This is a genomic window from Serratia sp. 2880STDY5682894 (assembly GCF_001537385.1).
GTDB lineage: Bacteria > Pseudomonadota > Gammaproteobacteria > Enterobacterales > Enterobacteriaceae > Serratia > Serratia nevei.
In genome coordinates, this window is sequence record NZ_FCJA01000006.1 from 296,178 (window position 1) to 311,190 (window position 15,013).

Consider the following 15,013-nt stretch of genomic DNA (forward strand, 5'->3'; position numbering starts at 1 on the left):
TAGCAGTGCCGCTGCAATTGTGATATTTCATGACATGATTTTCCCCCGGCTGGTCCGGGGATTTTTTTGCCCGTTGCACGGCGGGCATAAAAAAACCGCCTCTGCGTGAGGCGGTTTTTCATAGCCGGTCAGGCTTATTTCTTGTCGTGCAGCGTTTCGTCTTCGCGACAGTCACCGGTTTCACAGTGGCCGTACAGGTACAGGCTGTGGTTGGTGAGCTTGATGCCGTGCTGCTTGGCGATGTCACGCTGGCGCACTTCGATGGATTCGTCGCTGAATTCGATCACTTTGCCGCAGTCCAGGCAAATCAGGTGATCGTGGTGATGCTGCTGGGTCAGCTCGAACACGGACTTGCCGCCTTCGAAATTGTGACGTGTCACAATGCCCGCATCGTCAAACTGGTTCAGTACTCGATAAACCGTTGCCAGCCCGATCTCTTCGCCCATATCAATCAGTTTTTTGTACAAATCTTCCGCACTGACGTGATGGCATTCCGGATTTTGCAGTACTTCCAGGATTTTGAGTCGCGGAAGCGTGACTTTTAAGCCGGCCTTCTTCAATGCGATGTTGTTGTCGGTCATGCGAATTCAGTCCTGTTACTATGCTAATCAAGTTGAGGCGTACTCGCCTGTGGCATCGGTCGGCACAAAGAGTTAATGCGTCTCATTATAGAACCGGTTGTACTAAATGGAAACCGCCGGTTGTTAACAAAGATATAATTGCACTATTGCATGTTTTGCATGCAACGCCTTGATGGATGGGATAAACCGATATCTCAGTCTACCGTGACGGGGTGGGAAGTTACAAATCTGTAGCTTCTATCGCAGCAATCCCTGCTGCCGATGACGGCCCTGTGGGCACACTATGCACTTTACAGGGCCTTTGTTCAACCTTTCGCCAGTGCCGGGGCTTAGCCGACGATATCGGCCAGGCTCAGCTCTTCGACGATTTGTTTGACCCAGGCGTCCACGCGCTCGTTGGTCAGCTCAGGCTGACGGTCTTCGTCGATCGCCAGACCGATGAAGTGATCGTCGTCCGCCAGGCCTTTGGAGGCCTCGAAGTGGTAGCCTTTGGTCGGCCAGTGGCCCACGATGGCCGCGCCACGCGGTTCGATGATGTCGCGGATGGTGCCCATCGCGTCACAGAAGTATTCCGCGTAGTCTTCCTGGTCGCCGCAGCCGAACAGCGCCACCAGTTTGCCGTTGAAGTCGACTTCTTCCAGCGTCGGGAAGAAATCATCCCAGTCACACTGCGCTTCACCGTAGTACCAGGTCGGGATACCCAGCAGCAGGATATCGAACCCTTCCAGGTCTTCTTTGCTGCTTTTAGCGATGTCATGCACTTCAGAGACGTCGTCGCCAAACTGTTTCTGGAGAATTTTCTGGATCATTTTGGCAATGTTTTCGGTATTGCCAGTGTCGCTGCCAAAGAAAATGCCTACAGTAGCCATATCGCGTATAACCTTTAAATTCAAGTAATTGCATTACTCGACGCCGGCACTGCCGCCGCTGACGCCGATTAAAATGATGCCATGGCAAGAGCCTTTCGCCTCCGGGGCGGGCGCCGACAGGCGCAGTCTCTTACCGGTAAATGCGTATCATGCCAGAAAGTGGCGCCGGGGTTTTATCGCATTTATGCGATGCCGGAGAATGAAGAAAAGCGTGGTCGATCCGGCGTTGTCCTTAACGCCGCGCCGCGCGTGCGGCCGAAGAGATCAATGTTCCGGCTGTTCTTCCGCCAGTTGTGCCAACAGCATCTGCTCGATGAGTTCGCTGCGGCTGATGTTGCGCTGTTCCGCCAGTTTGTTCAGGGCGTCCACCGCATCCGCGTTGATTTTCAGCTCTACGCGCCGCAATCCACGCACTTTATCGCGCCGTAACTGATTGCGCTTATTGATTCTAAGCTGTTCATCGCGGGAAAGCGGGTTGGTTTTCGGGCGCCCCGGACGGCGTTCATCTGCGAACAGATCCAGCGTCGTGCGATCCGTTTGTTCTTTTGCCATAGGTAGCGGTACTGCAAGGGAGTTTGCATCAAAAAGCGCTCGCACGCTTCCGGAGGCATCGGTTAACACACTTCGGGCCAATAAACCCTAACCCAAATTCACCCCCGAACCGGCGTTCGCGAACGCGCTGGCGCGGTGGCAAAATTATAGCGCGCCATATTACCCCAGCAGATGGAGCGACGACAATGCCTAACTGCGGGCTAAACGCGCTAAGCCGTTATCTTTAGCGCGTTTTTTCGCCAGGTGAGTGCGTTTTTCAGGCTTCGTCGAGGAAACGGTGAATGGCGCGCAGCACCGCTTCCGGTTTTTCGGCGTGCACCCAATGGCCGGTGCCGGCGACGACGTGCGCGCGGGCCTGCGGGAACTGGCGGGCGATGTCCGCACGGTAGCTGTCCTGCACGTACGGCGACAGGCCGCCGCGAATGAACAGGGTCGGATGCGGCCAGGCCGGGACTTCCTGCCAGCCGGTGATGTCTTCGTAGCGTTCGATCAGCACCGGCAGGTTGAAGCGCCATTCGCCGTTGTGGAAGGACTTCAGCAGGAACTGGATCACGCCTTCTTCCTGCAGGTAGTCGCGCATCAGCTGGGCAGCCGCCTGGCGCTGGGTGATGCCGGCGGCGCTGACGGCCTTCAGCGCGGCGAAGATCTCGTCGTGGCGGCGGGTCTGGTAATTCACCGGCGCGACGTCGATGACGATCAGCCTGGCGACGCGCTCGGGCGCGATGGCGGTCAGCGCCATCGCCGCTTTGCCGCCCATCGAATGGCCGATGACGATCGCTTTTTCCAGCTGCAGTTCGTCGAGCAGCGCCAGCAGATCCTGCGCCATGGCGGGGTAGTTCATGTCGTCGGCGCGCGGGGAGAGGCCGTGGTTGCGCAGATCGACCTTGATCACCGTGTGCTGTTTATGCAGATCGCGCGCCAGCACGCCCAGGTTGTCCAGATTGCCGAACAGCCCGTGGATCAGCAGCACCGGCAGCGCGTCTGACTCGGCGGCCAGCAGTTGATAATGTAATTTCATGGCGAAGTTCATACTGAGAGAGATTCAGATTAGGGTATCATGATTGAATCGCACGATGAATCATGCGGAATTTTCGCGGCGCGGGCTTGGCAGTGCCGGCTATAGGTATTAGTCTGCATTTTCCGTCCGGAGGCACATTGTTGTGTTCGCCCCAGCGCTTTTAACCTTATAATCCCATGGCTTGAATGCAGGATCTGGCTTCAGGTTCTAAGTAGAAAAAACAGTATTGGATAAAGATGAAAACTATTGAAGTCGACGAAGAGCTTTACCGTTATATTGCCAGCCACACGCAACACATCGGTGAAAGCGCGTCCGATATTTTACGCCGCATGTTGAAATTCACCGCCGGGCAACCGGTGCGCGCGTTGCCTGCCGCCAGTGCGCCGCAGTCCGTCGAGCTGGAAAAAACGGCGCCGGCGCAGCGTCCGCGCGATCGCGTGCGCGCCATGCGCGAGCTGCTGTTGTCGGATGAATATGCCGAGCAGAACAAAGCGGTCAACCGTTTCATGCTGGTGCTGTCCACGCTGTATACCCTCGATGCCGCCGGTTTCGCCGCCGCCACCGAGGCGTTGACCGGCCGTACCCGCACCTATTTCGCCGGCGATCAGCAGACCTTGCTGGCCAACGGCACGCATACCAAGCCGAAGCATGTACCGGGCACCCCTTACTGGGTGATCACCAATACCAATACCGGCCGCAAACGCAGCATGATTGAACACATCATGCAGGCCATGCAGTTCCCGGCGGAACTGATCGAGAAAGTTTGCGGTACCGTCTAATTTAGCGAACAGCCCGTCATGATGGCCGTGCGCGACGTATTTGCCCGGTCACCGACAGGGATGAGGGAGATATGTCGATGGCGAATAATCCACGTGCCGGGCAGCCTGCCCGCCAAAGCGATCTGATCAACGTAGCCCAGCTGACGTCGCAGTACTATGTGCTGCAACCGGAAGCCGGCAATCCCGCACATGCGGTGAAGTTTGGCACCTCCGGCCACCGCGGCAGCGCACAGCGCCACAGCTTCAACGAAGCGCACATCCTCGCCATCGCTCAGGCGATCGCCGAAGTTCGTCATCAGCAGGGCACCACCGGCCCGTGCTACGTGGGCAAAGACACCCATGCGCTGTCCGAGCCGGCCTTCATTTCCGTGCTGGAAGTGCTGACCGCCAACGGCGTCGATGTGATCGTGCAGGAAAACAACGGCTTCACGCCAACGCCGGCGGTATCGCACGCCATTCTGTGCCACAACCGCCGTGGCGGCGCGCAGGCTGACGGCATCGTCATTACGCCGTCCCATAACCCACCGGAAGACGGCGGCATCAAGTACAACCCGCCGAACGGCGGCCCGGCCGACACCAACCTGACGTCGGTGATTGAAAAGCGCGCCAACGAACTGCTGGCGCAACAGTTGAAAGGCGTTCAGCGCCAGTCGCTGGACAAGGCCTGGAACAGCGGCCACCTGCATGCCAAAGACCTGGTGCAGCCTTATGTCGAAGGCCTGGTTGAGGTGGTCGACATGCCGGCCATCCAACGCGCCGGCCTGAAACTGGGCGTGGATCCGCTTGGCGGTTCCGGTATCGCCTATTGGCAGCGCGTGGCGGAGCACTACAAGCTGGATCTGACGCTGGTGAACGATTCCATCGATCAGACCTTCCGCTTTATGCACCTGGACCACGACGGCATCATCCGCATGGACTGTTCGTCCGAGTCGGCGATGGCCGGCCTGCTGGCGCTGCGCGACAAATTCGATCTGGCGTTCGCCAACGATCCGGATTACGACCGCCACGGCATCGTCACGCCGAAGGGCCTGATGAACCCGAACCATTATCTGGCGGTAGCCATCAACTACCTGTTCCAGCATCGCCCGCAGTGGGGCGCTGATGTCGCAGTCGGTAAAACGCTGGTGTCCAGCGCGATGATCGACCGCGTGGTGGCCGACCTGGGCCGCAAGCTGGTGGAAGTGCCGGTCGGCTTCAAGTGGTTCGTGGACGGCCTGTTCGACGGCAGCCTGGGCTTCGGCGGCGAAGAGAGCGCCGGGGCCTCGTTCCTGCGCTTCAACGGCAAACCGTGGTCGACGGACAAAGACGGTATCATCATGTGTCTGCTGGCGGCTGAAATCACCGCGGTAACCGGTGAAAACCCGCAGCATCACTATGACGATCTGGCCAAACGCTTCGGTGCGCCAAGCTACAACCGCATCCAGGCGCCAGCGACTGCGGCGCAAAAAGCGGCGCTGTCCAAGCTGTCGCCGGAGATGGTCAAGGCCAATACCCTGGCGGGCGACCCGATCACCGCCCGTCTGACTGCGGCACCGGGCAACGGCGCGTCGATTGGCGGCCTGAAAGTGATGACCGACAACGGCTGGTTCGCGGCCCGTCCTTCCGGTACCGAAGACGCATACAAGATCTACTGCGAGAGCTTCCTCGGGGCGGAACACCGCGAGAAAATCGAGCACGAAGCGGTCGAGATCGTTAGCGAAGTGCTGGCCTCCGCCAAGTAATCGCTTTTCTTGATTGATAAAAAGCGCTGTTTTTACAGCGCTTTTTTTATGCCTGCAATTTAGATATATCTTTTTATCGGCGCACGCTTGCGCATTTAGATATATCGATCTAGATTAGCGTTATCGACGCTGTTTAGATATATCTAAACAACCTCGTATTGATGTTCACTGTTAAAGCGAGGTATCACCCTATGTTTCATCGATTAGGTTTACACCGGCATCACCACCATCATGAATGCGAAGAGGGCCGCCGTCATCGCGGTGGGCGCCATCACTTCGGCGGCGAAGGCGAAGAGCACGGCCGGGGTGGGCGCGGCGGCCGGGGCGGGCGTCACCGTCTGTTCGAGCACGGCGATCTGCGTCTGGTGCTGCTGGCGCTGGTGGCGCGCAAGCCCAGCCACGGCTATGAGCTGATCAAGGCGATTGAGGAGGCGTCATCCGGCCTGTACGTGCCGAGCCCGGGGGTGATTTACCCCACGCTGACGCTGCTGGAAGAGCAGGATTTCCTTGAGCCGCTCACCACCGGCAACGGCCGCAAAAGCTACCGCATCACCGCCGCGGGCGAGGGCGAGCTGCAAAAGCATCAACAGGTGGTTGACGTCATTCTGGCGCGTCTGGCGGGCGCCGGCCGCGAGCATCATCGGCACGGCAATCTGGCGGAAGGCATCTACGACGCCATGAACCGCCTGCGCAGCCTGCTGCGCGGCAACGTGATGCGCGCCGATCTCACGCCGCAGCAGGTGGAGCGCATCAACGCCGCGTTGCTGACCGCCGTGGCGGCGATCGAAAGCGAAATGCATATTCAACCCACGCAGCAGGAGAAGAACTGATGCCCGGCCACCGTTTTACTATTACCGTTGAAGCCCTGAGCGATCGCCAGGGCAATCCCGTCGAGAAAGCGCCGCTGAGTTTTGAAGTGACCAACCACGACGATATTCTCGATATCGTCGAACGCATCCGGGCGCGTGACGATCTGAACTTCGGCCCCGAGCAGAGCGCGGCCTTCGCCGTAGGCTTGAAGCTGTTCTCCGAAGTGATGATCGAAAACCGCAAACACCCGGTGTTCGCTCCGCTGCGCGATGCGTTTAAAGAATTTATGGTCGGATTGAAGAAGGGGCCGGCGGCGTAAAGGCGCGGCAAACCGCGCCCGCCGGGGTTAAGGCATGAAGCGATAGCCGACGCCGGTTTCGGTCAGCAGGTGTTTGGGCCGGGCCGGATCGGCTTCGAGCTTCTGCCGCAGGTGGCCCATGTAGATGCGCAGATAGTGGCTGTGCTCCACGTAGTTCGGCCCCCAGACGTGGCTCAACAGTTGGCGTTGGGTGATCACTTTGCCGGTGTTGGCCAGCAGCTCCGCCAACAGGCGAAACTCGATCGGCGTCAGATGCAGATCTTCGTCGTTGCGCAGTACCCGGCGATTCACCAGATCGACGGTGATTTCCGAAAAGCTTATCAGCGGGCTTTCCTGTTGGCTGGCGGAGTGGCGACGCAGTGCGACCCGTACCCGCGCCAGCAGCTCGCCGATGCCGAACGGTTTGCTGAGGTAGTCGTCGGCGCCGGCGTCCAGCGCGGCGATTTTGTCCTCTTCGGCGTTGCGCGCCGACAGCACGATCACCGGAATGGCGCTCCACTGCCGCAGATCGCGGATGTAGCTCAGCCCGTCGCCGTCCGGCAAGCCCAAATCAAGAATGATCAGATCCGGTTTGCGCGTGCCGGCTTCAATCAACCCACGCTGCAGCGTTTCACTTTCAAATACCCGCAGGCCTTCGCTCTCCAGTGCGGTGCGCACGAAGCGGCGGATCTCTTTTTCATCTTCAACAATCAGAATGTTGGTTGGCGTTATGCTCACGTTTCCCCTGCGTTGATTACAGATCGAAGGCGTCGCCGTCGATCTCGGGCGGTTTTTCCAGCGGCAGCACGAAGCGGAAGCTGGCGCCGCCGTTGGCGCCGTTTTCCGCCCAGATGCGGCCATCATGCACTTCAATAATGGCACGGCAAATCGCTAACCCCAAGCCGACGCCGGGGATTGCCGACTCTTTATTGCCGCGTGAAAACTTGTCGAAAATCAGCTGCAGCTGATCGGCGGGGATGCCGGGGCCGTTATCCCAGACCTCGACTTCCAGCCACTCGGGCAGCGTGCGGGCGCGAATGCCGATGGTGGCCTCGGCGCCGGCGTATTTATTGGCGTTTTCCAACAGGTTGGTGAACACCCGCTCCAGCAGGCTGCCGTCGCAGTTGACCAGGATCTGTTCCGGCGGCAGTTCGACCACGATAGGATGCTGGCTGAGCAGCGGCTCCAGCATGTGCAGCGAGGCGCCGACGATCTCTTCCAGCGACTGCCACTCTTTGCGCAGGCTGAAACCGCCGGACTGGATGCGCGCCATATCCAGCAGGTTGTTCACCAGCCGGGTGGTGCTCAGCACCTGCTGGCGGATCTGGCTGGCCTGGGTGGCGTGATTGGAGCCTTCGGCCGCCAGATCCAGCGTGAGAATTTCCGCCTGGCCGAACAGCACGGTCAGCGGCGTGCGCAGATCGTGCGACAGCGCCGCCAGCAACGAGTTGCGCAGCTGTTCGCGCTCGGCGTCCAGCTTGGCTTCTTCGGCGCTGCGCGCCAGGTGCAGCCGCTCCAGCGCGCTGGCGATCAGCACCGCGAAGGTCTGCAGCAGCCGCTGCTGTTCCGGCACCATCAGCTGGCGCAGGTTGTTGGGTTCGATCGCCAGCAGGCCGAAGGTCTGCTTGGGGGTATTGAGCGGCAGCAGCTGGTAAGGCACGCCGGGCAGGGTGTCGGTGCCGGCGCCGGCCGGCAGGCCTTTGTCGAAGCTCCAGCGCGCGATGGCCTCGTCTACCGACAGCAGCCCGCCTTCCTCGCCGACCATCTGTTGCAGGCGACCCTCTTCCTGCGGCAGCAGCAGCACGGTTTTCGCCTGGAAACTGCTGGAGAGGAAGTGGCGGCTGGTGTTGGCGATGTCGGCCACGGTCAGCGCGCGGCTCAGCCCGCGCGACATTTCGTACAGGTGGCGCGCCCGCTGCTCGCGGTAGCGCGCCACCCGGGCCTGATAACGCACCCCGGCGGTCAGGTTGCCGATGATGATGCCGACGGCGAGCATCACGCCGAAGGTCAGCAGATACTGCATGTCGCTGACGGCGAACGACCATTCGGGCTGGACGAAGAACAGATCGAAACTGGCGACGTTGATCACCGCCGCCAGCACCGACGGCCAGCGGCCGAAGAACAGCGCGACGATCGCCACGCCGAGCAGATAAACCATCACCAGGTTGGCCTGATCGAAGCCCGGCAGCAGCCACTGCGAGAGCAGGGTAATCAGCGCGCACAGCGCCACCGCGACCACGCAACCGCGCAGCTGCATGCGCCATTTATCATTGAAGCTGCGGCCGTCGTGCTCCTTGCCCGGCGGCGGTTGTGCGGTGTCGCTCTCCAGCGCCACGATCACCAGATCGAGATCCGGGCCCAGCCGGCCGAGGCGATCGGCGAAGCTGCCGCGCAGCTTCCAGCGCTGCTCGCTGCGGCGGCCGATGATGATTTTGCCGAGGTTATGCTCGCGGGCATAGCGCAGCACCGCGCGCTCTTCGGACGGATCGGCCAGCGTGGCGGTTTCTGCCCCCAGTTCCTGCGCCAGCCGCAGCGCGCGCAGAATGGCGCGGCGCTGGTTTTCCGGCAGCCGGTGCAGCTTGGGGGTTTCCACATAGACCGCATGCCAGTGGCAGCCGAGCCGCGCCGCCAGCCGGGCGGCGATGCGCACCAGCTTTTCGTTGCCGCTGTTGTGGCCGACGCACAGCAGAATGCTGTCGCGGGTGTGCCACACTTTCTCGCGCCCCTGGGTGTCGCGAAACTCGCGCATCTGGTCATCGACCCGATCGGCGGTGCGGCGCAGCGCCAGCTCACGCAGGGCGATCAGGTTGCCTTTGCGGAAGAAGTGCTCGATGGCGCGCTCGGCCTGGCCGGGAATATACACTTTGCCTTCGTGCAGCCGCCGGCGCAGATCGTCCGGCGGCAGATCGACCAGCACCACTTCGCTGGCCTCGTCAAACACGTGGTCGGGCACCGTTTCACGCACCCGCACGCCGGTCACGCCGCCCACTACGTCGTTCAGGCTTTCCAGATGCTGTACGTTGACGGTTGTCAGCACGTCGATGCCGGCATCCAGCAGCTCTTCCACATCCTGCCAGCGTTTGGGGTGGCGCGAACCGTGAGCGTTGCTGTGCGCCAGTTCATCCATCAGCACCAGCGCCGGGTGGCGCGCCAGCGCGGCGTCGAGATCGAATTCATGCACCAGCCGGCCGCGATGCTGGATGCGTTTTTGCGGCAGCAGCGTCAGGCCGTCGAGCAGGGCGGCGGTCTCGCTGCGGCCGTGGGTTTCCACCACGCCGACCAGCACGTCCAGCCCCTGAGCGCGCAAACGCTGGGCTTCCTGCAGCATGGCGTAGGTTTTGCCGACGCCGGCGCAGGCGCCGAAGAATACCTTCAATCGGCCGCGCGGTTTTTCATTGGCCATCGCCAGCAGGCTATCGGGATCGGGGCGCTGCTGCTCTTCTTCGACCATGACAATTCCTTGTGTTACCAAGCAAAAAGGGGTTCGGCATGCCGAACCCTATCACTATGCTGAATACGGCGCGTTACTTCAACGCATCCAGCGCCAGGTTCAGCTTCAGTACGTTCACCACCGATTCCCCCATGAAGTTGGGCGTGGCCCGATCGGTGTTGTCTTCGATCAGTTTGGCGATCTGTTCCGGCGGCAGATGCCGTGCCGCCGCGACCCGTGCCAGCTGATACTGTGCGGCGGCGATCGAGATTTGCGGATCCAACCCGCTGCCGGAGGCGGTCAGCAGATCGACCGGGATCGGGCCGCTCATCGCAGGGTTGGCCTGGCGCAGCTGCGCTGCGCGCTCGGCGATAGCCTTATCCAGTGCCGGGTTGGTGGCCGCCAGGTTGCTGCCGGCAGAGGCCAGTGGATTATAGGCCGAATCGCCGGTGGCCGATGGGCGGCCCCAGAAATAGTCGGCGCGCGTGAAGTTCTGGCCGATCAGCGCGGAGCCGACCGCCTTGTCGCCCCGGTACAGCAGCGAACCGTTGGCCGCACCCGGAAACAGCAGCTGCGCCAGCCCGGTGGTCAGCAGCGGATAGGCGATGCCGGTGATCAGCGTCAGCAGGATCAGCATCACCAGCGCAGGTCGTAAATAAGTCATGTTCATTTCCCTCAATGGTTAACCGGCGACGTGCAGCGCGACCAGGATCAGGTCGATCAGTTTGATGCCGACGAACGGCACCAGCAGGCCGCCGACCCCGTACAGCCACAGGTTGCGGCGCAGCAGGGCCGCGGCGCTCATCGGTTTGTAGCTCACCCCTTTCAGCGCCAGCGGGATCAGGAACACGATCACCAGGGCGTTGAAGATCACCGCCGACATGATGGCGGAGGCCGGGGAATGCAGATGCATCACGTTCAGTGCGTTCAGCTGTGGATAGGTGGCCGCGAAGGCCGCCGGAATGATGGCGAAGTATTTGGCCACGTCGTTGGCGATGCTGAAGGTGGTCAGCGAGCCGCGCGTCATCAGCATCTGTTTGCCGATGTGCACCACTTCGATCAGCTTGGTCGGGTTGGAATCCAGATCGACCATGTTGCCCGCCTCTTTGGCGGCCTGGGTGCCGGAGTTCATCGCCACCGCCACATCGGCCTGCGCCAGCGCCGGGGCGTCGTTGGTGCCGTCGCCGGTCATCGCCACCAGGCGGCCTTCCGCTTGGTACTGGCGGATCAGCGCCAGCTTGGCTTCCGGCGTGGCTTCCGACAGGAAGTCGTCCACCCCGGCTTCGGCGGCGATCGCCGCCGCGGTCAGCGGGTTATCGCCGGTGATCATCACCGTTTTGATGCCCATCTTGCGCAGCTCATTGAAGCGTTCCTTGATGCCGCCCTTGACGATATCCTTCAGCGCCACCACGCCCAGCACCCGGGCGCCTTCCGCCACCACCAGCGGTGTACCGCCGGTGCGCGCCACGCTTTCCACCAGATCGTCCACCGCCCGCGGGAAGTGCCCCTGATTGGATTCGACGTGACGGCGAATGGCATCCACTGCGCCTTTGCGGATCATGCGCTCCTGCACGTTGACGCCGCTCATGCGGGTCTGGGCGGAGAAGGGCACGAAGGTGGCGTTCAGCGCCTGCAGATCGCGTTCGCGCAGGTTGAATCGCTGTTTGGCCAACACCACGATGCTGCGGCCTTCCGGCGTTTCGTCCGCCAGTGAGGCCAGCTGCGCGGCATCCGCCAGCTCTTGCTCTTTCACGCCCGGTGCCGGCAGGAACTCCGAAGCCTGGCGGTTGCCCAGCGTGATGGTGCCGGTTTTATCCAGCAGCAGCACGTCCACGTCGCCGGCGGCTTCCACCGCGCGGCCGCTGGTGGCGATCACGTTGGCGCCGAGCATGCGGCTCATCCCGGCCACGCCGATGGCGGACAGCAGGCCACCGATGGTGGTGGGGATCAGACAGACCAGCAGCGCGACCAGCACGGTGATGGTGACCACGCTGCCGCTGCCGGCCGCTTCCACGCTGTATTGCGAGAACGGGAACAGGGTGGCGGTGGCCAGGACGAACACGATGGTCAGCGCCACCAGCAGGATAGTCAGTGCGATCTCGTTCGGCGTTTTGCGGCGTTTGGCGCCTTCCACCATGGCGATCATGCGATCGAGGAAGGTTTCCCCCGGGTTGACGCTGCACTGCACCACCAGCCAGTCGGACAGCACGCGGGTGCCGCCGGTGACCGAGGAGAAGTCGCCGCCGGACTCGCGGATCACCGGCGCGGATTCACCGGTGATGGCGCTTTCATCTACCGAGGCGCCGCCTTCCAGCACTTCGCCGTCGCACGGGATGATGTCGCCGGCTTCCACCAGCACGATATCGCCCTTGCGCAGGCTGTCGGCGGCCACTTTCTCCGTGGCGCCGTCGCGGCGCGGGCCGGCCAGTTTTTTCGCCCAGCTGGTTTTCTTGGTGCCCTTCAGGCTTTCCGCCTGGGCCTTGCTACGCCCTTCGGCCAGCGCTTCAGCGAAGTTGGCGAACAGCACGGTGAACCACAGCCACAGGGCGACGCTGCCGGTAAAGGCGGCGGCGCCGTCGGTTTGGCCGGTGAGGATCGCCAGCCAGATGGCGGTGGTCAGAATGCTGCCGATATACACCACGAACATCACCGGGTTGCGCCATTGAACGCGAGGGTCCAGTTTTTTCACCGCATCGATCAGCGCGGTGCGCACCAGGGCCGGTTCAAACAGCGCGCGTTGTTTGCGAGTCATCTCTTATTCTCTCTCTGTGACGTCTGTTAGTTTGCCAACCAAAGCTGCAAATGCTCGGCCACCGGGCCCAGCGCCAGCGCCGGCACGAAGGTCAGCGCGCCCACCAGCAGCACGGTGCCGATCAGCAGGCCGATAAACAGCGGCCCATAGGTCGGCAGGGTGCCGTTGCCCGCCGGCTGGCGTTGTTTGGCGCTCAGCGAACCGGCGATCGCCAGCACCGGCAGGATCACCCCGAAGCGGCCGACAAACATGGCGAAGGCCAACAGCAGGTTGTAGAACGGCGTATTGACGCTCAACCCGGCGAAGGCGCTGCCGTTGTTGTTGGCGGCGGAGGACAGGGCGTACAGCACTTCGCTGAAGCCGTGGGCGCCCGGGTTGAGGATGCCGGCGCGGCCCGCGTCGGTGCCGATGGCCAGCGCGCTGCCCAGCAACACCAGCGTCGGCGTGACCAGGATCGCCAGCGCGGTCATCTTCATGTCGTAAACGTCGATTTTCTTGCCCAGATATTCCGGGGTGCGGCCGATCATCAGACCGGCGATAAACACCGTCAGCAGCACGAACAGCAGCATGCCGTACAGGCCGGAGCCGACGCCGCCGAACACCACCTCACCGATCTGCATCAGCCACATCGGCACCATGCCACCCAGCGCGGTGAAGGAGTCGTGCATGGCGTTAACCGCCCCGCAGGACGCGGCGGTGGTCACCACCGAGAACAGGCTGGTGGCAAGAATGCCGAAGCGCGACTCTTTGCCTTCCATATTGATGTTGCTGTCGGCGCCCAGCGCGCTCAGGTGCGGGTTGCCTGCCAGTTCGGCGTACATCACCACCACCACAGCTACCACGAAGATCAGCGCCATTGCCCAGATCAGCGCATGGCCCTGGCGGTTTTCACCGGCCAACTGGCCGAAGGAGAAGCACAGCGCGCAGGGGATCAGGAAGATGGCCAGCATCTGGACGAAGTTGGTCAGCACGGTTGGGTTCTCGAACGGGTGCGCCGAGTTGGCGCCGAAGAAGCCGCCGCCGTTGGTGCCGAGCATCTTGATCGCTTCCTGCGAGGCCACCGGCCCCATCGGCAGCGTCTGCTGCGCGCCTTCGAGCGTGGTGACGTGCAGGTAAGGCAGGAGGTTTTGCAGCGTGCCCTGGCTGACGAAGAACAGGGCGATCAGCAGCGCGATCGGCAGCAGCACATACAGCGTGATGCGGAACAGATCGGCCCAGGCGTTGCCGACGGTCTTGCCGGCGCGGCGGGTAAAGGCACGGATCAGCGCAAAGGCCACGGCGATGCCGGTGGAGGCGGAGACGAAGTTCTGCACCGCCAGCCCGGCCATCTGGCTGAAATAGCTGAGGGCGCTTTCGCCGCTGTAGGCCTGCCAGTTGGTGTTGGTGACGAAGCTGACGGCGGTGTTGAGCGCCAGATCCCAGGAGAGGCCCGGGAAGCCTTGCGGGTTGAGCGGCAGCGAGCCCTGCGTCATCAGCAGGGCGAACAACAGCGCCAGGCCGAGCAGGTTGAACGCCAGGATCGCCAGCGCGTACTGCCACCAGTTCATCTCGGTGGCGCGGATGCCGCAGGCGCGCCAGACGCCGGCTTCTACCCCGCGCAGCGCAGGCAACGGCTCACCTTCGATCAGGCGCGCCATAAAGCCGCCCAGCGGCCGGGCTAGCAGCAGAAGCACCAGCAGGAAGCTGGCGATCAGTAAAAAGGCTGAAGCCGCCATCAGAAATCCTCCGCGTTAAACAGGGCGTAGACCAAATAGGCCAACAGCAGCAGAACCAACAGCGCACCACCAATAACGCTGAAACTCACGGGACACCTCCAGAGGTGTTGTTTTTGATAGAGGCAGTGTAGGGAGAGGGGTAGAAAGAAGATGAAAAAATCGCGCGGGTGGGTGTAAAAAAAGTATAAAAATGGCTGAAATTGCAGCGGAAATTCAGCATTTCAACCATCAGGCCGGTGGCGAGATTGCCCCTGATGGGGGAGGGAGAACGGGCGTAAGCGGGAAATAATAACCCGGATAATAACCACAATGTAACCAGGGGTAAGTTAAAAATTAACCTGGCTGTAACAAAATTACGGATCGCTGCGGCGATTAGCGATTTTTTGTGCGATTTAGTGGTCGGATGAGTAGTAAACTTTCATCAAGTGCGCTAAAATTTTGCTCAGTTACCAAATTACCGATTGTTCATTTGATACGCCGACGCCGTT

The 15,013-nt window shown here is 61.5% G+C and carries 14 protein-coding genes; 4 read left to right on the top strand and 10 right to left on the bottom strand.

Annotation, left to right across the window (positions count from 1 at the left end; all coding sequences use genetic code 11):
- Positions 1-134: 134 nt before the first annotated feature.
- The 4 genes from fur to ybfF form a co-directional block, all read right to left on the bottom strand.
- Entirely contained in the window at positions 135-581 is a 447-nt protein-coding gene (gene fur, locus AWX27_RS15810) for a ferric iron uptake transcriptional regulator (protein WP_019454058.1), read from the bottom strand.
- A gap of 329 nt (positions 582-910) precedes the next feature.
- Positions 911-1,450 carry a flavodoxin FldA gene (gene fldA / locus AWX27_RS15815; protein ID WP_025301862.1) on the bottom strand — a complete coding sequence of 180 codons (540 nt, stop codon included), beginning with the start codon at positions 1,448-1,450 and terminating at the stop codon, positions 911-913.
- A gap of 264 nt (positions 1,451-1,714) precedes the next feature.
- Positions 1,715-2,002, bottom strand: a complete 288-nt coding sequence (gene ybfE, locus AWX27_RS15820) for a LexA regulated protein (RefSeq protein WP_004939936.1) — start codon at positions 2,000-2,002, stop codon at positions 1,715-1,717.
- Between the two features lie 256 nt (positions 2,003-2,258).
- Complete coding sequence (ybfF, locus tag AWX27_RS15825; protein ID WP_080432951.1) at positions 2,259-3,032, bottom strand: esterase; 774 nt, start codon at positions 3,030-3,032, stop codon at positions 2,259-2,261.
- Between the two features lie 224 nt (positions 3,033-3,256).
- On the opposite strand from ybfF, the gene seqA reads away from it, so the two are divergent.
- From seqA to AWX27_RS15845, 4 genes are all read left to right on the top strand, one after another.
- Positions 3,257-3,799, top strand: a complete 543-nt coding sequence (gene seqA / locus AWX27_RS15830; protein ID WP_049201976.1) for a replication initiation negative regulator SeqA — start codon at positions 3,257-3,259, stop codon at positions 3,797-3,799.
- Positions 3,800-3,876: 77 nt separating this feature from the next.
- On the top strand, positions 3,877-5,520 hold the full coding sequence (gene pgm, locus AWX27_RS15835; protein ID WP_055311938.1) for a phosphoglucomutase (alpha-D-glucose-1,6-bisphosphate-dependent): 1,644 nt from the start codon (positions 3,877-3,879) through the stop codon (positions 5,518-5,520).
- A gap of 191 nt (positions 5,521-5,711) precedes the next feature.
- Positions 5,712-6,350, top strand: coding sequence for a PadR family transcriptional regulator (locus tag AWX27_RS15840; RefSeq protein ID WP_060423604.1), 639 nt, complete (start codon positions 5,712-5,714; stop codon positions 6,348-6,350).
- Positions 6,350-6,649 carry a DUF3861 domain-containing protein gene (locus AWX27_RS15845; protein WP_038877504.1) on the top strand — a complete coding sequence of 100 codons (300 nt, stop codon included), beginning with the start codon at positions 6,350-6,352 and terminating at the stop codon, positions 6,647-6,649. Before AWX27_RS15840 ends, AWX27_RS15845 begins: the two co-directional genes overlap by 1 nt.
- Before the next feature lie 27 nt (positions 6,650-6,676).
- On the opposite strand, the gene kdpE is transcribed toward AWX27_RS15845, so the two are convergent.
- From kdpE to AWX27_RS15875, 6 genes are all read right to left on the bottom strand, one after another.
- The gene (gene kdpE, locus AWX27_RS15850; protein WP_060423608.1) at positions 6,677-7,366 is read right to left on the bottom strand and encodes a two-component system response regulator KdpE; all 690 of its coding nucleotides are present in this window, start codon (positions 7,364-7,366) and stop codon (positions 6,677-6,679) included.
- 16 nt (positions 7,367-7,382) lie between these two features.
- Positions 7,383-10,079 carry a two-component system sensor histidine kinase KdpD gene (kdpD, locus tag AWX27_RS15855; RefSeq protein WP_060423611.1) on the bottom strand — a complete coding sequence of 899 codons (2,697 nt, stop codon included), beginning with the start codon at positions 10,077-10,079 and terminating at the stop codon, positions 7,383-7,385.
- A 73-nt stretch (positions 10,080-10,152) separates the two neighbouring features.
- A complete protein-coding gene (kdpC, locus tag AWX27_RS15860; RefSeq protein ID WP_055311935.1) occupies positions 10,153-10,722 on the bottom strand; it encodes a potassium-transporting ATPase subunit KdpC in 570 nt (189 codons plus the stop codon).
- A gap of 18 nt (positions 10,723-10,740) precedes the next feature.
- Entirely contained in the window at positions 10,741-12,810 is a 2,070-nt protein-coding gene (gene kdpB / locus AWX27_RS15865; protein WP_060423614.1) for a potassium-transporting ATPase subunit KdpB, read from the bottom strand.
- A 26-nt stretch (positions 12,811-12,836) separates the two neighbouring features.
- Entirely contained in the window at positions 12,837-14,525 is a 1,689-nt protein-coding gene (kdpA, locus tag AWX27_RS15870) for a potassium-transporting ATPase subunit KdpA (protein ID WP_060423618.1), read from the bottom strand.
- The gene (locus tag AWX27_RS15875; RefSeq protein WP_016928742.1) at positions 14,525-14,614 is read right to left on the bottom strand and encodes a K(+)-transporting ATPase subunit F; all 90 of its coding nucleotides are present in this window, start codon (positions 14,612-14,614) and stop codon (positions 14,525-14,527) included. Before AWX27_RS15875 ends, kdpA begins: the two co-directional genes overlap by 1 nt.
- Positions 14,615-15,013 lie beyond the last annotated feature (399 nt).